The 16,998-nt window shown below is 65.7% G+C and carries 16 protein-coding genes; 3 read left to right on the forward strand and 13 right to left on the reverse strand.

The annotated features are described in order from the left end of the window. Positions 1–57: 57 nt before the first annotated feature. The 8 genes from NF551_RS11025 to NF551_RS11060 form a co-directional block, all read right to left on the reverse strand. Positions 58–1,851, reverse strand: a complete 1,794-nt coding sequence (locus tag NF551_RS11025) for a DEAD/DEAH box helicase (protein ID WP_227894661.1) — start codon at positions 1,849–1,851, stop codon at positions 58–60. Next, on the reverse strand, positions 1,848–3,266 hold the full coding sequence (locus NF551_RS11030; RefSeq protein ID WP_227894660.1) for an MFS transporter: 1,419 nt from the start codon (positions 3,264–3,266) through the stop codon (positions 1,848–1,850). The genes NF551_RS11025 and NF551_RS11030 overlap by 4 nt, the downstream gene beginning before the upstream one ends. A gap of 69 nt (positions 3,267–3,335) precedes the next feature. Further along, the gene (locus NF551_RS11035) at positions 3,336–3,650 is read right to left on the reverse strand and encodes a DUF3039 domain-containing protein (protein WP_423721291.1); all 315 of its coding nucleotides are present in this window, start codon (positions 3,648–3,650) and stop codon (positions 3,336–3,338) included. A 21-nt stretch (positions 3,651–3,671) separates the two neighbouring features. After that, complete coding sequence (locus NF551_RS11040; protein WP_227894658.1) at positions 3,672–5,249, reverse strand: transporter; 1,578 nt, start codon at positions 5,247–5,249, stop codon at positions 3,672–3,674. Next, positions 5,231–6,070, reverse strand: coding sequence for an ABC transporter ATP-binding protein (locus tag NF551_RS11045; protein ID WP_227894657.1), 840 nt, complete (start codon positions 6,068–6,070; stop codon positions 5,231–5,233). Before NF551_RS11045 ends, NF551_RS11040 begins: the two co-directional genes overlap by 19 nt. 128 nt (positions 6,071–6,198) lie before the next feature. Continuing rightward, positions 6,199–7,146: a choloylglycine hydrolase gene (bsh, locus tag NF551_RS11050; protein ID WP_227894656.1), complete on the reverse strand. Its 948-nt coding sequence runs from the start codon at positions 7,144–7,146 to the stop codon at positions 6,199–6,201. Positions 7,147–7,335: 189 nt separating this feature from the next. Continuing rightward, positions 7,336–8,292: a tetratricopeptide repeat protein gene (locus NF551_RS11055; protein WP_227894655.1), complete on the reverse strand. Its 957-nt coding sequence runs from the start codon at positions 8,290–8,292 to the stop codon at positions 7,336–7,338. 141 nt (positions 8,293–8,433) lie between these two features. Then, entirely contained in the window at positions 8,434–10,155 is a 1,722-nt protein-coding gene (locus NF551_RS11060) for a DUF8094 domain-containing protein (protein WP_227894654.1), read from the reverse strand. A 250-nt stretch (positions 10,156–10,405) separates the two neighbouring features. On the opposite strand from NF551_RS11060, the gene NF551_RS11065 reads away from it, so the two are divergent. After that, the gene (locus NF551_RS11065) at positions 10,406–11,719 is read left to right on the forward strand and encodes an AI-2E family transporter (protein WP_227894653.1); all 1,314 of its coding nucleotides are present in this window, start codon (positions 10,406–10,408) and stop codon (positions 11,717–11,719) included. A 10-nt stretch (positions 11,720–11,729) separates the two neighbouring features. On the opposite strand, the gene NF551_RS11070 is transcribed toward NF551_RS11065, so the two are convergent. Next, on the reverse strand, positions 11,730–12,089 hold the full coding sequence (locus NF551_RS11070) for an Rv1322 family protein (RefSeq protein ID WP_227894652.1): 360 nt from the start codon (positions 12,087–12,089) through the stop codon (positions 11,730–11,732). A 39-nt stretch (positions 12,090–12,128) separates the two neighbouring features. Here NF551_RS11070 and nucS point away from each other — a divergent pair, with 39 nt between their 5' ends. Beyond that, entirely contained in the window at positions 12,129–12,824 is a 696-nt protein-coding gene (nucS, locus tag NF551_RS11075) for an endonuclease NucS (protein ID WP_227894651.1), read from the forward strand. Between the two features lie 307 nt (positions 12,825–13,131). Continuing rightward, a complete protein-coding gene (locus NF551_RS11080; RefSeq protein WP_055239636.1) occupies positions 13,132–13,335 on the forward strand; it encodes a cold-shock protein in 204 nt (67 codons plus the stop codon). A gap of 79 nt (positions 13,336–13,414) precedes the next feature. On the opposite strand, the gene murA is transcribed toward NF551_RS11080, so the two are convergent. The 4 genes from murA to atpD form a co-directional block, all read right to left on the reverse strand. Beyond that, a complete protein-coding gene (murA, locus tag NF551_RS11085) occupies positions 13,415–14,680 on the reverse strand; it encodes a UDP-N-acetylglucosamine 1-carboxyvinyltransferase (RefSeq protein WP_227894650.1) in 1,266 nt (421 codons plus the stop codon). A gap of 107 nt (positions 14,681–14,787) precedes the next feature. Next, a complete protein-coding gene (locus NF551_RS11090) occupies positions 14,788–15,216 on the reverse strand; it encodes a DUF2550 domain-containing protein (protein WP_227894649.1) in 429 nt (142 codons plus the stop codon). A gap of 9 nt (positions 15,217–15,225) precedes the next feature. Then, entirely contained in the window at positions 15,226–15,519 is a 294-nt protein-coding gene (locus NF551_RS11095; RefSeq protein ID WP_227894648.1) for a F0F1 ATP synthase subunit epsilon, read from the reverse strand. A 5-nt stretch (positions 15,520–15,524) separates the two neighbouring features. Next, positions 15,525–16,988: a F0F1 ATP synthase subunit beta gene (gene atpD, locus NF551_RS11100; RefSeq protein ID WP_227894647.1), complete on the reverse strand. Its 1,464-nt coding sequence runs from the start codon at positions 16,986–16,988 to the stop codon at positions 15,525–15,527. Positions 16,989–16,998 lie beyond the last annotated feature (10 nt).

Consider the following 16,998-nt stretch of genomic DNA (forward strand, 5'->3'; position numbering starts at 1 on the left):
CGTTCTGAAGAGCCGTAACTGGCCTCTCGTTTGGAAGAGAGGGAGGAATCAGGGGGGCTACTTGCGGCCGATAAACCAGTCCTGCAGCTTTTCCAGCCGCTTTTGCAGCTGTTCCTCGTTCGCCTGGGCCACGGCGGGGCCGCCGCAGATCCGGCGGAGTTCGCTGTGCACCATGCCGTGGGGCATGCCGGAGCGGGCGGACCAAGCCGAGACGTTCTTGGCCAGCTGGGCCCGCAGTTCCGTGAGCTGGCGGTGGTCAGCGACCGATGGCAGCGCCTCCGGTACCTTTTCCTCCGGCTTGCGCCTGCCCCGGCGGGAAAGCTGCTCCTGCTGCCGCTGGCGCAGCAGCATGGTGACCTGCTCCGCGTCCAGCAGTCCCGGGATGCCCAGGAAGTCCTGCTCATCCTCGCTGCCCAGTTCGCCGCCGGTACCGAACTCGCCGCCGTCGAACAGCACACGGTCAAAGGATGCCTGTGATTCCAGCGCCTCGAACTTCTGCTTCTGCAGCTCGCCGGAGGCCTTCTCTTCCCGGTTCGCCGCTTCCATCAGCGAGTCGTCCAGGCCGAAGCCTTCCTCCTCGGAATGGTTCTCGGGACGGTCCAGCGCGTGGTCGCGCTCCACTTCCATCTCGTTCGCCAGGATCATCAGCGTGGGTACCGACGGCAGGAACACCGACGCCGTTTCTCCCCGCTTGCGGGCACGCACAAAGCGGCCCACGGCCTGGGCAAAGAACAGCGGCGTCGACGTCGAGGTCGCATACACACCGACGGCGAGGCGCGGAACGTCCACGCCTTCGGACACCATGCGCACTGCCACCATCCAGCGCTGCGTACCCGCAGAGAACTCCTCGATCTTCTCGGAGGCCTTCGCATTGTCGGAGAGGATCACCGTGGGTGATTCACCGGTGATCTTCTTCAGCTGCCCGGCGTACGCGCGGGCGTCTTCATGGTCCGTGGCAATGACCAGGCCGCCGGCGTCGGGCACGGCACGCCGCACCTCGCTGAGCCGGCGGTCAGCAGCAGCGAGGACGGCTGGAATCCATTCACCGGCCGGGTTCAGTGCCGTGCGCCAGGCGTGCGCGGTGATGTCCTTGGTCACCGCCGCTTCGCCAAGCGACGCAGCCATTTCCTCACCGGCGCTGGTGCGCCACCGCATCTGGCCGGAGTACGCCATGAACATCACCGGACGGACCACATGGTCCTTCAGCGCCTGGCCGTAGCCGTACGTGTAGTCGGCCTTGGAGCGGCGGATTCCGGCGCCGTCCTCGATGTAGTCGACGAACGGAATGGGTGCGGTGTCGGAGCGGAACGGCGTACCGGTCAGCGACAGCCGCCGGGCAGCTGGTTCAAACGCTTCACGGATGCCGTCGCCCCAGGACAGCGCGTCGCCGCCGTGGTGGATCTCATCCAGGATGACCAGCGTCCGGGCGGCTTCGGTCTTGGCGCGGTGCAGCATGGGCTTGCTGGCCACCTGCGCGTAGGTCACTGCCACGCCTATGAAGCCGTGGCCGTGCCGCCCGTCCGCGTTCTTGAAGTTGGGGTCCAGTGCCAGTCCAACGCGCGCGGCTGCATCTGCCCACTGGCGCTTGAGGTGGTCGGTGGGCGCGACGACGGTAATCCGGTTCACGATGCCGCGTTCCACCAGTTCGGTGGCTACACGCAGGGCGAAGGTGGTCTTGCCTGCGCCGGGGGTCGCCACGGCCAGGAAGTCGTTGTCATTCTTGGCGAAGTATTTTTCCAGGGCTTCGGCCTGCCACTGGCGCAGCTTCGGGGCTGTCCCCCATGCTGCCCGTTCGGGATAGGCAGGGGGCAGCGCCGGTCCACTGCCGCCGAAAAGGGTATCGGGACTCACGCTTGGGAAGGCACCTTTCCGGTACTTGGTCTAACAATTGCACTGCGTATGCCCGCAGCTGTTCCAATCACCGCAAAGACTGCGAGGACCAGCCACATCAGGGCATAACCTGTTTCCGGGCCCACAGGTCCGCGCTGCACCAGGACGGCGAGCAGCACCCCTCCAACCGTGGTGCCTGCGACGGCACCCACCTGGTCGGCGAGCTGAAGCGACGCCGAGTTCTGCCCCCGGTCAGCTGCCGAGGAGGCATCAAGGACCAGCACCGAAGTGCTGGACAGCGCCGCACCCATGGCCACGCCCGCCAGCGACCAGACGGCCACCAGGAGCCAGAAGGGCGACTGTGCCCCGGCCATCAGCCCGGTGCCGCCAATGGACAGCGTCAGCAGGCCTGATCCGCCCGCCAGGAGCAGGTGGCGCCGGTCTCCGGGTACCCGGGCCTGCAGGAAGGATCCAATGGCCCAGCCTACCGCGCCTGCGGTCAGTGCGATTCCGGCAGTGGCCGGGCTCACGCCGTAAACGGCCAGGAGCATCACCGGCATAAAGGCTTCCGCCGCGACGAATGCGGCGTTGATCAATCCGCGTGTCGCCACCACCGATGGCAGGCCCCTGCGCAGCCACAGAGTCCCCTGCGGAAGCAGCACGGAAAGCGCTGCAACTGCCGCCAGCACACCCGAGGCCGTCAGGATTCCGAGCAGCACGGACCCCGCAGCAGCGGCCTCGTTCCCGGCCCACTGCGCCGCGAAGACACCTCCGGCCAGGAACACTCCCCAGACCGCGCGCCTGCGGCCCAGGGCACGGTCAAGTTCCGGGCTGTCCGGCGGGCCAAGAGGGCGCACCCGCGGCCAGACGAGCGCGGCCGCGATCAGGACAATGGGAATCACGACCGCGAAAACCCAGCGCCAGCTGGCGTACTGTGCCAGCAGTCCCGCTGCCAGCGGCCCCACCATGGACGGCAGGATCCAGGCGGTCGCCACCCATCCGAAGATCACCGGCTGCAGCCTGGACGGGTAAACCTGCCCGATGATCACATACAACGCCACCACCATTGCGCCGCTGCCCAGGCCGGAAACTGCCCGTCCGGCCGTTACCAGCCAGAACTCTCCTGCCGCCGCGGAGAGCACCAGACCCGCCACCAGCAGCGCCATGCCCGTGATCAGCGACCGGCGCGGGCCTTCGACGTCGCAGCGGGAACCGGCCAGCACCGAGCCGAGCAGGGACGCGGTCAGGAACATGGAGAAGGCAAGGCCGTAGCCCGCCCCGGCGCCGAGATCGTCCCCGATCACGGGCATCGCCGTCGTGACCGCCATGGCTTCGAACGCCACGCAGGTAACAATGGCGATGACGCCGAGGGTCAGCGGCCGGAAAGCAGCGGACATGGCGCCCTCGCGGCGCTCCGCGGGCAGTGGGTCACTCATAAGGGCATCAGGACTTACTGCCGTGCCAGGATGCTACGGCTGGGAAGGGCAATGGGGAGGGCGCGGGCGCTACTTCTTCCCGCCGTCGTCCTTGCCCGGGCGCAGGCCTTCGTAAATTTCCTTGCACGTGGGGCAGACCGGGAACTTCTTCGGATCCCTGCCCGGGGTCCAGACCTTGCCGCAGAGGGCAATGACCGGTTCGCCGGACAGGGCCGATTCCATGATCTTTTCCTTGCGCACATAGTGCGAGAAGCGTTCGGCGTCACCCGGCTCAACGAGTTCGCGCTGTTCTTCGCGCTCGATGACTGCGGTGGAGGAACCGCTGTCGGCCCGGCGCATGGGGTCGGATTCGAAGGGATCAGGAGGCAGAGTCATGGTTCCCATCTTAGTACCGCGGCCCCGCCGCTACTTGTTGACGGACACGGCCAGCAGGACTTCCGGAGCACGGCGGTCCAGCCATCGGCCGCCGATCCGGATGCCCATGATCATCGCAGCTGCACCGTACAGCACTCCCACCACCAGGGCCACCCAGCCCCAGAGCGGACCCGCTCCAAAGAGGTAGGCGACGGCGGGCGCGAGCAACGGCAGAGCGATGACGAACTGCACTGCCATCCAGATGAACTGCACCAGCATGGTGCGCCCGGTAGACCCCGGAGGAGTCTTGAACGCGTTCTCCCCCGGCAGCGGCACGTTGTAGGTGTAGCGGGCCGAAAAGACGCTGGAGAGCCCCAGTCCGCTGAGCAGGAGCCCGACAGACAGTCCCAAAAGCGCCGGAATATCCTCCGGCCGGCCCACGAGCACGGGCGGAAGCACGGCTGCGGCCAGGGTTGCAGGCAGGGCGAATACCGCACAGGCGACGGCGCGGCCGGCGCGGTCAGCCGTGCCGGAAACGCCGGTGGAGATATGCAGGGCGAAGGCAGTGTTGTCGTAGGAGATGTCGGCGGAGATCCCGAAAGCGAGAAGGAACGCCACCAGCGGGCCGAGCCCCAGGACGACCGGCGGTATGCCCTCGCCGCCCTGGAAGCCGACGAAGACCATAATCGCGACGAGCGCCGGAATAAGGATCAGCGATGCCGAGTACCGCGGGTCGCGCACCCAGTAGGTGAGGGCCCGTGCGGCGACGGCTCCGGCAGGAGTGGCCGGCATACGGGCAAAGAACCCGAGCTTGCCGGCGCCCCGGCGCGCGGCCGCATTGTGCGCCGGGGTGACCAGTGCGCGGGCCAGCAGGGCTTTCCAGGCCCAGGTAATAAAAACCAGGAAGGCGACGGCGATGACAAACCGGACTGCCGCCGTGCCCGTATTCCCCAGGACGATATCGCCCGGGATGGCCCACGCGGCCCCAAGCGGGGTCCAGGCCAGTCCCTCTGCGAGGTCAAACAGGAAGTCCCCGGAGGCAGCAAACCCCGTGGCCGAAATCCCGAAGATCGGGCCAAGAAGCACCAGGGGAACGATGGCAACCAGGCCTGCCACGTCCTTGAACCGGCGTGAGCTGGCAAGTGATGTCGTTGCGGCAACCGTGGTCCGGGCCAGCACGACACAGGACAGGACGGCGACCAGCGCGGCGGGAACAGCGGCCAGCACGGCCGCCGGATGCTGCCACCAGGAGAACGCCTGCGCCAGCGAAGCCAGCAGCGTGACGAGCCCGGGAACTCCGATCAGCGATCCCAGTGCCAGGCCGGCAAGCATCTGGCGCATCGGAATCGCGAACGTCACGAAGCGCGCAGGGTCCAGGGTCATGTCCACGCCGGTGGCCAGCACGGGAATGATGCCCCAGCCCAGCAGCACTGCGGATCCGCCGAGGATGACGGCGGTGCGGGCAAGGGCAGGATCCGTCAGGCCGAGGAAGAACAGTGCCCCGATCAGCATGGTCAGGATTCCGATGCCGTAGAGCGCTCCGAAGACGATCCCGACGATCTGCCAGGGGCTGCGGCGCAGTGAGTTGCGCAGCAGGATGAGTTTGAGCCTTAGGAGGTGCGCAACCATGACAGGCCCTCCGAGGTGCTGCGTCCGCCGACCAGGTCCACGAAGGTTTCTTCCAGGCTCCGGCTGCCGCGGACCTCATCCACCGTTCCGGCTGCCAGGACGTTGCCGGCCGCAACGACGGCAACGTGGTCGCACATGCGCTGCACCAGGTCCATCACGTGGCTGGAAACAATCACCGTTCCGCCGGAGGACACGTAGTCCGCGAGGATGTCACGGATGTTCGCGGCAGAGACCGGATCAACGGCTTCGAAAGGTTCATCCAGGACCAGCAGGCGCGGCGCGTGGATCAGCGCCGAGGCCAGGGCGATCTTCTTGGTCATGCCGGCGGAGTAGTCCACCACCAGGGTGCCTGCATCTGCCGAAAGGTCCAGTGCGCGCAGGAGGTCAGCCGTGCGCTCCGCCACGGTGTCCCGGTCCATGCCGCGCAGCAGGCCCGCATAGGTCACCAGCTGTTCACCCGTCAGCCGGTCAAAAAGCCGGACGCCGTCGGGAAGCACGCCCATGAGCCTCTTGGCCTCCAGCGGCTTGTCCCAGACATCCACGCCGTGAACCCATACCTGTCCGTAGTCCGGACGCATCAGCCCGGTTGCCATGGACAGGGCAGTGGTCTTTCCGGCGCCGTTCGGCCCAACCAGTCCATAAAACGACCCGGCAGGGACATCAAGGTTGATGCCGTTGACAGCAATCTTCTGCCCAAACCGCTTGGCCAGTCCGCGGATGGCAAGCGCGGGCACGGGCTGCGCTTCGGCTGGTGCTGGCACGGCAGCTGCGGACTGCTGGTTCCCGCCGGGAAGTACAGAGGGATCTGGTGTTTGGCTCATACACAAAACCTAGCAACCAGAACCCCGGCTGCACTCCATCCTGCGGACCAAATCCAGTAACAAAGACGCCGCCCGGCCCCGCCGCACGGACTAGGAGGCGGTGCGCGGCCGCACCGCCTCCGCTGAAGCTAGAGCACCAGGAGTTCCGTTCCGTCTGCCGCATGGTCTGCCATGGATACGGATTGGATGGCCGGGTCTTCGTAGGTATTCCAGTAGTAGCTCTTTGTCCTGGCGGAGAAGAGCCCCGTGTAGACCGTCTTCTCGAACTGCCCCGAATCCATCGCTGCGCTGCCCTCCACCATCGCGACCTGCTGCAGGGTATGGAACGCACGGCTGACGTTCTCTTCCTCGGTCGACTTCTGTGGATAGTGGGCGTTCACGTAGGCGGCCCTCACGAACCGGGACGGCGAGTAGTAGTCGCCGGGGATGCCGCGCATCAGGGATCCTGAACCGAATGGGACCAGGTCAGCCCCTGCAAGCACAACCTTCCCGGGATAGTCGGGGGACGCGTTGAGGTAGTTGCGCAGGTTCTCGTGGTGCCAGGAAAAGCCGGGCTGGTTCGCCAGGACGTCGACGTCGTCATCGAAGACGTGCATGCCGTCGCTCGTGTACTCCACCACTATGGCGCGTTTGGCGTCACCGATGATCCAGTGCAGCAGGGAGCTCGGGTACTTTTCGTTGATCGGCCGGTCCACAATGACGACAGAGCCGAGCGCGGCCTCGACCTCGTCAACGCTGGCGAACTGGGATGCCACCCAGAGGGGGAATTCGAACGCGGCAACGTTCACCGCCCCCTCAACCGCTTCCGTGGCGTAGTCCGCGTATCCCGGAAAGTTGAGCCCGGCTACGGCCAGGCCTGCGTCGTTTCCGCAGTCGAAATACAGCGGCGTGTCTTCCTCCACGATGCCCATTCCAATGACCGCGTGCCGGATCTCCGGCACCGCTCCAAAGGGGGAACGTGTGGCGTACCCCGTCGGCGTCAGCACAACCCGCTCGCCGTAACCGAACGTCCAGTCCAGATTGCGCGCGAGGTAGAGGTTGCCGCTGTTGTCAGAGAATCTGATGCCTGTGCACATATTCCTGCTCCCTGTCACGGCGAACTGCCATGGCGCTTCGCCTGTCCGGTGCCTTATGCCGGCAAGTATCCGGGAGCCGCGGAGCGCTCCGCCTGTCCCTGTCCCTCCGGCTCTTTTCAGCTTAGGCCCGGACCCCGGGCCTGCGGCAGGGCCCCATGGCAATGACGGGCGCCCTGCCCGCGGATATTCCTAGAACAAGGCGCGGGCCAGTGCGGAGCGTGCCTTGTTAACACGCGGATCGGTTGGGCCCGTAATCTCGAAAAGATCCAGCAGGCGCAGCCGGACGCGTTCCCGGTCCTCCCCGAAGGTGCGGCTGATCAGCCGAATCAGGCGGTTGAATGCGTCCTCCACATGTCCGCCCGAAAGGTCGAGGTCCGCCACGGCAAGCTGGGCATCCACGTTGTCCGGTTCCTTGGCGGCAGCGGAGCGGAGCGCTTCGGCATCGGCGTCCTTGAGCCGCTGCATCAGCTCCACCTGCGCCAGGCCCGCTTTTGCGTCAGCGTCGGCGGGCTGCTCTGCCAGGGCCTTGCGGTAGGCGGCAGCGGCGCCGTCGTAATCCCCTGCCACAATGGCGTCGTAGGCCTCCTGGTGCAGCGGGGGCAGCGGAGCCTCGTCCTCTTCACCGGGTGCACCGCCGGGCTCACCCAGTGAACCGGTGACGCCGTTGGCTTCCGCCACCTGCATCAGCTCGGTGATCAGGGCCTGGATCTGCTCGGCTGGAACTGCGCGGTCAAAGAGCGGAACGGGCTGGCCCTTGACTACCGCGGCGACCGTTGGCACGGAGACAGCCTGGAAAGCCTGGGCGATCTGCGGGTGCGCATCCGCATCGACATTCGCCAGCAGAATGCGTCCGCCTCGGACTGCCGCTTCCTGTTCCAGCGCAGCGGTAACCTCAGCCGACTCCGGGCTGCGGGAAGAGTACAGGTTGATGATTACCGGAACCGTAGCCGAAAGCTGCACCACCTGGGGGAAGGTCTGTTCGGTGACTTCCACGACGTAGGAGGTGTTCTGGCCGGCCGGGGCACCCTGCTGCGCAGCGGGCGGCGGCGCACTCGCCTTGGCCTTGAGTGCGGAGAGGTCCACCGCTCCCCTGAGGTTCATGGACGGTGCCGGTGCCGGTGCCGGACGATGGTTCGGTGTGCTCATGGTCTCAACCCTAGTACGGGGACCGGGCCCCGGAGCAAGTACGTCCGCAGACAGCGCAGGACCGCAGCTGCTGCAGCCGCGGCCCTGTCCTGCCACCCGGTCCGGGCGGCGCATGCCGCCGCACCGGATCGACGGCGGGGGTTACTTCAGGGTTGCCGAGAGCAGCTCCTGGGCGGCGCCGATGACCTCGACCTTGTCCGAGGTCCCGGCCGGGGGCACGTAGAGCATGACAGCCTCGCCGTACTTGACGTCGATTCCCGCCTCGGTGTTCTTCTCGCCGGTCAGGGTCTCGTAGATGGTGCCCTCCAGGTTGATCGAATCACCCTCCTCGCGGGGAACGCTCGAATAGCTGTGGGACATGTAGCCAAAGACGATGGCGCCGCCGTCCCCGGTGCGCAGGGAGCGCGTGTCTTCAGGGACGGGAGTGTGGCTAAAGGTGATGGAGGCGAACTCGTTGTCCGGGTTGGCTGTCACCTCAGCCTGGAACGTCGTCACGGCCTCAGCGAAGCTGTTCGGCGCAAACGTGGCGCTGTTCCCGCCCTCAGGGTTGGTGAGGGCGTCGGCCAGGGCATCGACCGCTGCCTGCGGCGACATCGCCAGTCCGTCCGCGGAGCCCGGCTCAGCCGCGCTGACGCCGGTTCCGTCCGACGGCGCCTGGGGGAACGTAGTACCCGGCAGCATCTGGATCGCGGAAACGAGCTTGTAGTTCTCACGCGCGGAGGGCTGGACCAGCACCAGTGCCTGGGGAACGGTGTTGTCTCCGCCCTGGGTGACGGCCACGACGGTGCGCGGGAAGCCTGTCCCGGTGGAAACCAGGTCGGTGAGAAGGGGCGAGGCTGCGACCGACGTCGGCGCGGCTGTCTCGGGTACCTTCGCCGCCACTGCGTAGTTCGCCTCGCGGAGGGAGAGTGCGGTGGAGGAGACGCGTTCTTTCAGCAGGGCCGGGTCCCGGGCAGCGTCCGCTTTCTGGACTGTCCCCGCGACAGAACCCAGGATGCGTGCCAGCTGTTCGTCCAGCACGACAGGGTATGCGGCATCCTCCGGGGCATCCGTTGCCGCCGTGGCAGCGCCCGGCACCAAGGCCAGGGCGATGCCCGAAGCCAGGGCGGCGGAAAGCACCCCTGCGGTGCCTTTCCGAATCGCTGAAGCGGCAGGCTGGGCTGAGACGGAACGCGCGGTCCCGGCGTCCTGCCCGCGCCGGGCGACGATCTTGTGGGCCGCGGTATCGGATTCCCGGGTGGCGCGGCGGCTGCCGGGAGCAGGCGGGGTTCGCTTGCTGCCGGAACGGGCCATGAACGCCAGGGCCAGCCCGAGGATGGCCACCAGGGCACCGCCGACGATCAGCGGAACGGCGAACGGCGTTCCTTCCTCGTTGGCCCAGCTGACGGAGATATCCGTCGGAGCAGGCGCTTCACCGTCGGAGGCGATCAGCACCGACCAGTCCCCTTCTGCCGGTGCCGTCCAGAGGTAGGAGAGTTCGCCTTCTGCGGCTTCCTCGCTGACCCACAGATCAGAGCCGGCGGGGTTGGGGACCGTGGCCTCGCCGTCACCGGTTTCGGCCGCCAGGGCCTCCGTTGAGGCACCCGTAATCCGCGTTGCAGCCGCGCCGTCGGCCCAGGCATCGACGTCGGCACTGCGTCCAACCGCAAGGAAGATGCCGTCCTCGCCCCGTACCGTGATCTCCGCACCGGAACGGTCGGCGAAAAGACCGGCGTCCAGCACAGCCAGAGGCGCCTCCGCCTCGGTTGCGGGGGCCTGGACGGTGACGGTGTCCGGCGGTGCCCACAGCGTGCGCTGACCGATGCCCACCAGCATCATCAGCACACCAAGCACAATCAGCGGAACTGCAATTTTGTTTCGCACAACTTACCTATCGTCGGTCACGGTCACTCGCCCGCCTGTAGGCAGCGGCGATGGGCGTGAGGGCCCATGGATATCCGTCATGGCGGCTGGTTTATAACCCTATGGTAACGAAATCCCCTCCAAGAGCACATTTAGGGGGCACGGCCCGGAAGTGCCCGGCCCCGTGCGGCAGGCCCGGCATCCGGGACTGATAATCTGACGCCGCAGCACAGGACCGGAAAACCAAGGACTTCCAAGGAGAACAGCGCGGATGAGCGATGACAGGGACGTTCCCGTCGACGAGCCCCTCCCCGCGCCCGGGCAGGACGCACCGCTGCGCCCCAGCCGTTTCGCAGCAGCAGGCTCGCGCGCCCGGCAACTGCTCACCCGCATCCCCGGAGCCCGCCCCCGGCACCGGTTCGACGTTCCTCCGGAAGATGAACTGCCTGAGCAACGGCTCCCCGAGCCGGAAGTTGATGAGGACGCGAAACTCTCGGACGAGCGGCGGCGCTTCGGAGGAGCTCCTCCCCCGGCGACGGGCGAAGGGGGGCCTGAACGGCATCCCATCCGCTTCGGCTTTATGTTCACGACCGGCGTGGGGTTTGCCCTGCTGCTGTTTTTCATTGTCACCAACGTGGGTGAGCTGCTGGTCTGGATCGGCGCCGCACTCTTCATCGCACTGGGCCTGGATCCGGTGGTGCGCTGGCTGAGTGCCCGGGGGGTCCCCCGTCCCGCCGGCATCGCCATCACCGTCGTCGTCCTGGCCGGTGCCGTTGCAGGCTTTTTTGCAACGCTGATTCCCACGATCGTCAGCCAGACCACGGAAGTCATCAATAACGCCCCGAGCTACGTCGACCGCTTTATGTCCTCGCAGTTCTTCGTGACGGTGGAGCGGCAGTTCCAGATCCGGGACCGCATCGACGATGAAGTGGAGAAGTTCTTCTCCAACGCCGATGCCGTCGGCGGTATTTTCGGCGGGGTGCTGAGCGTGGGCTCGGTCATCGCCAACGGCCTGTTCGGCGCGCTGATTATCCTGGTGCTGACCCTGTACTTCCTGGCGTCGCTGCCGTCAATGAAGAAGTGGGCCTACCGGCTGGCTCCCCGCAGCCGGCGGCGGAGGGTGGAAGCCCTCTCCGAGGAAATCACCGGCAGCGTGGGCAACTACGTCATAGGCCAGGGCTTCGTGGCACTGCTGGATGCGCTCTACGCCTTCGTGATCATGACCATTACCGGGGTCCCTTTTTCGGTTCTCCTGGCTTTCCTGGTGGCGATCCTGGCCTTCATTCCCCTCGTGGGGCCGCCCATCGCCCTTATCCTGGTGTCCCTCATTGCACTGACCGCCAGCTGGCAGACCGCCGTCGTGTTCGCCATTCTCTACATGGCCTACCTGCAGTTCGAGGCGTACTTCGTTTCCCCGCGCGTGATGCAGCGGGCAGTTGCCGTCCCTGGCGCGGTCGCCGTTATTGCGGTGATCGCCGGCGGCACCCTGCTGGGCGTCCTCGGCGCACTGATCGCCATTCCCACCGCAGCGGCGATACTGCTCCTGATGAAGGAAGTCGTGATCGCGCGCCAGGACCGGCGCTAGCCGCGGCTCCCTAGCGGCGCTGGCCGGATCCGGGGCGGATGCGCCAGCAGCGTGCATGCCAGTGCCTGCGGTCTGCGACGGCGGTCTCCCGGCCGAACAGCGAGTCCTCCTGCCAGACCACCAGGTGCTCGATCCCCGGCGGAATGACCTGTCCGCAGCCCGGGCAGCGGTACTCCTTGGCCGCGTTCCTGGCGGTAATCCGCCGCACCGACCATTCGCCGTCGGCCGCGCTCTCGCGCTCAGGCAGGCCCGCCCGGGCACGGTCCAGATCCACCTCCGGTGCCGGTGCCGCCCATTTACGCCGCGCGTTGCGTCCGGCAGCAGTGCTGGAAGCGGGCAGCTGCCGTCGGGGGCGGTTGGAGCGGGGCATGAGTCCATCTTGCCGCAGCCGAGCCGGTAAAGTGCAACTGTGCGTTTAGTGATAGCCCGCTGCTCCGTTGACTACGTCGGCCGCCTCCGTGCCCATCTGCCCCTGGCCACCCGCCTGCTCATGGTGAAGGCGGACGGCTCTGTCCTGATCCATTCCGACGGCGGGTCCTATAAACCCCTGAACTGGATGAGCCCGCCCGCAACCCTGCGGATCACCAAGCCGGACCAGGACGATGCCGAAAACGGTGTCGTTGAGGTCTGGAACGTCCAGAGCGCCAAGACCGACGACAAGCTGGTGATCAGCGTCTATGAGCATCTCTCCGACGTGGCCCATGACCTTGGAACGGATCCCGGGTTGATCAAGGACGGCGTGGAGGCGGACCTGCAGCGCCTGCTGGCCGAGCAGATCACCAAGCTGGGCGACGGCTATTCCCTGATCCGGCGCGAATACATGACCGCCATCGGTCCGGTGGATATCCTGGCCCGCGATGCTGACGGCGCAACTGTGGCCGTCGAGCTGAAGCGCCGCGGGGATATCGACGGGGTGGAACAGCTGACCCGGTATTTGGAACTGCTCAACCGGGATCCGTTGCTGGCGCCCGTCCGCGGCGTTTTTGCGGCACAGCAGATCAAGCCCCAGGCGAGGGTTCTGGCAGCAGACCGCGGGATCGAATGCCTAACGCTCGACTATGACGAAATGCGCGGTGTCGATGACAGCGAATCCCGCTTGTTCTAGTGCACCTGGCCGCACGGTGCCGCGGCATTGATAATCCCGGTGCCGGCCGTTCAAAAAGGCTGCGGTAAAGCCCGCAAAAGCGGCCTGAAATTTCCGGAAACTTTTTCTTCGAATCCGTTGACGGCTCTATAGCGGTATGTAACGCTATAACCAGTCTTTGTGTAGGTGTTATTCATGCTCGCAAGACGGTCGCGAGCGTGAAGCTCCTGTAGGAACTGCCGATCGGCAGGGAACCTGGACTTCCCGCTTCGGTTCAACCAGGCACGAGGTGTGCCGGTTAAGTTCCAGTAATAAAGGAGACAGGCAAATGGCACAGGGAACCGTCAAATGGTTTAACGCGGAAAAGGGCTTCGGCTTCATTACCCCGGATGATTCCGACGGCGATGTATTCGTCCACTACTCGGAAATCCAGTCCAACGGCTTCAAGACCCTCGACGAGAACCAGCGGGTTCAGTTCGAGATCGGCCAGGGCGCCAAGGGCCCCCAGGCAACCGGCGTAACCGCCCTCTAGTCGTACCGGTTGAAGGCGGGGACTTCGGTCCCCGCCTTTGCTGTGTCCGCACGCTTTCGGGGCGGTACAGGCTTCCCGGCTAGCTCCGACGGCGCAGGACGTTCGCGCCGAGGGCCCGCAGGCTGTCCATAAAACGCTCATACCCGCGGTCGATGTGGTCCACCCCCCGCACCTCCGTGGTGCCCTCCGCCGCAAGCCCGGTAATCACCAGCGCCGCTCCGGCACGGATGTCATTTGCTTCCACGGGAGCTCCTGAAAGCCTGGCCACTCCCTGGATCAGGGCGTGGTGTCCATCCAGCCGCACCACGGCACCCAGCCTTGCCAGCTCGGAGGTGAAGCCCCAGCGTGCTTCGAAGACGTTCTCCGTCACCATCCCTGATCCGGAAGAAACCGCATTCAGCGCGACGACGAACGGCTGCAGGTCGGTGGGGAAACCGGGGTAGGGCAACGTCGAGACGTTGATGGGCTCCGGACGCGACGGCCCTTTGACGAAGAAGCCGTCCTGCGTCGTTTCCACCACACAGCCGGCCTGTACCAGCTTGTCCAGCACTACCGTCAGCGCACGTGGATCCGCCTGCCTGATCTCGATGCTTCCGCCCGTAATCGCAGCGGCGAAAGCCCAGGTACCGGCGACAATGCGGTCCGGGACAACCCGGTGCTCTACCGGGGAGAGCTTCTCGACGCCTTCAATCACCAGGGTATTCGTACCAACCCCGCTGATTCTCGCGCCCATCGCACCCAGCATCTCGGCGATGTCCGTGATTTCCGGCTCCCGGGCGGCGTTGTCGATGACAGTGGTGCCGGCGGCCAGCGTTGCAGCCATCATGATGTTTTCAGTGGCACCCACGGACGGGAAGTCCAGGATGTGGCGGGCGCCGGTGAGCCCTGAGGGCACCGAAGCGATCAGGTAGCCGTGGTCGATCGAAATTGACGTTCCCATGGCCTCCAGTCCGGCCCGGTGCATATCCAGCCCGCGGGAACCGATGGCATCGCCTCCGGGCAGTGCAACTTCGGCACGGCGGCATCTGGCTACGAGCGGCCCCAGGACGGAGATCGAGGCACGCATGGCGCGAACCAGGTCATAGTCCGCCTGGTGTCCCGGTACAGCCGGAACATCAATGTGCACGCGGGCGGCATCGGCGTCGTAGTCCACCGTGCAGCCGAGCCTGCGGAGCAGTTCGGACATGATCCAGACATCCTGGATATTGGGCACGTTGGTGATGGTGGAGCGTCCCTGCGCCAGCAGCGTGGCTGCCATCAGTTTCAGGACACTGTTCTTGGCTCCGGGAACCGTCACCGAACCGTTCAGGGTGGATGGACCTGTGACAACAATGACGTCTTCCATCCCTCCATAGTAGGGGCCGGGATGCGCCCCCACCCGCAGCAGTGCGGATACGGGAAAGGCGCAGGGGAAGAAATCCCCTGCGCCTTCCGCGCTTAGCTCCCGGCGCCTCAGCGCCAGGTGCCGATACCTATCACCGGTCCGGCCTCCAGCCAGGAGGACAGGCCCGTGTAGACGTCATACTTCATGGCGATAAGGAGCTCCTGGCCTTCGTATTCGAAGGTGACAACCAGCGCCCCGGGCTGGATCCGGGCACGCTCTGCTTCGGTGGGCTGGCGCCATCCCTTCAGCTCCAGCGAACTGCGCAGGAACCGATAGGGCGGACGCGGGCTCAGTGAGAGCAGCCGCAGCCACTCCACATGGGTGTCCGTATAACGACAAACCCCCATCCGCCACCCGCCGGGCGGGAGACAGATGGAGGCGTCGAAGGTACCCAGGGTGCGCCGCAGCTGTGTGCGGCGCACCCAAAAGAGTCCCGTTGCCAAAACCAGCAGAGCGAAGAACGCTGCCAGCGCAATGAACACGTAGGTACTGTCCATTGGGAAGGGTCAGCGGGTCCCAGCGTTGGCTGCGTCGTTCAGCTGCGCGTTATCCGCGACGATGACCACGCGGTTGCTGTCCACGGAGAAGAACCCGCCGTCGACCCCAACCGTGATGCGGCTGCCGGACACCGGTTCGATGGCCAGCTCGCCCTCGGCCAGGATCGCAAGGACCGGCGCGTGGCCGGGAAGGATCCCGATTTCGCCGTCGGCAGTGCGTGCCTTGACCATCTTGGCTGCGCCGGACCACACGAAGTGGTCCGCCGCAACAATCTCGACTTCGAGTTCAGCAGTGTCAGCCATGGGGATTACTTCCCGGTCTGCTCTTGGATCTTCGCCCACTGACGTTCGACATCATCCATGCCGCCGACGTTGAAGAAGGCCTGCTCGGCGATGTGGTCCACGTCGCCGTCGCAGATGGCCTTGAAGCCTTCGATGGTGTCCTTGATGGAAACCGTCGAACCCTCGACGCCGGTGAACTGCTTGGCGGTGTAGGTGTTCTGCGACAGGAACTGCTGGATGCGGCGTGCACGTGCAACGACGATCTTGTCTTCTTCGCCGAGCTCGTCGATGCCGAGGATGGCGATGATGTCCTGCAGTTCCTTGTTCTTCTGGAGGATCTGCTTGACGCGGACAGCCGTGTCGTAGTGCTCCTGGCCAACGTACTGCGGGTCGAGGATGCGCGACGTCGAGGTCAGCGGATCCACGGCCGGGTACAGGCCGCGGGATGCGATTTCACGGGAAAGTTCCGTGGTGGCATCCAGGTGCGCGAACGTGGTGGCCGGGGCCGGGTCGGTGTAGTCATCAGCCGGGACGTAGATGGCCTGCATCGAGGTGATCGAGTGGCCCTTCGTCGAGGTGATGCGCTCCTGCAGCAGACCCATCTCGTCAGCCAGGTTGGGCTGGTAGCCCACGGCGGAAGGCATGCGGCCCAGCAGGGTCGACACCTCCGAACCGGCCTGGGTGAAGCGGAAGATGTTGTCGATGAAGAGCAGCACGTCCTGGTTCTGCACATCGCGGAAGTACTCCGCCATGGTCAGTGCGGACAGGGCCACGCGCAGACGCGTTCCCGGCGGCTCATCCATCTGGCCGAATACAAGGGCCGTGTCCTTGAGGACGTTGGCTTCTTCCATTTCAACCCAGAGGTCGTTGCCCTCACGGGTACGCTCGCCGACGCCGGCGAACACCGAGGTGCCGCCGAAGTTACGGGCAACACGGGTGATCATTTCCTGGATCAGAACGGTCTTGCCGACACCGGCACCGCCGAACAGGCCGATCTTTCCACCCTTGATGTACGGGGTGAGAAGGTCGATAACCTTGATGCCGGTCTCCAGCATTTCGGTCGAGCCCTCAAGGTCCGCGAAGTTCGGGGCCTTGCGGTGGATCGGCCAGCGCTCGGTGATTTCGAGCTGGTCTTCCGTAACATCCAGCGGCTCACCGAGCACGTTGAAGATGTGGCCCTTGACGCCGTCGCCGACAGGCACGGAGATGGGAGCACCGGTATCGAACACGGCTGCGCCGCGAACCAGGCCGTCGGTGGCCTGCAGGGAGATGGCGCGGACGAGGTTGTCACCCAGGTGCTGGGAGGTCTCGAACGTGATGGTTTTGGTCTCACCGTTGAGCGTCAGCTCGGTGGTGAGGGCGTTGTAGATGGTGGGGATTGCGTCAGCCGGGAATTCGACGTCGACAACCGGGCCAATGACACGGGCGATACGGCCTGTGGCGCCCGGTGCTACGGAGGTTGCTCCGTGCTCGGCAGTTTGGGCAGTCATCTCTCTCACT

The organism is Arthrobacter caoxuetaonis (assembly GCF_023921125.1).
In the GTDB taxonomy this organism is placed as follows: domain Bacteria; phylum Actinomycetota; class Actinomycetes; order Actinomycetales; family Micrococcaceae; genus Arthrobacter_B; species Arthrobacter_B caoxuetaonis.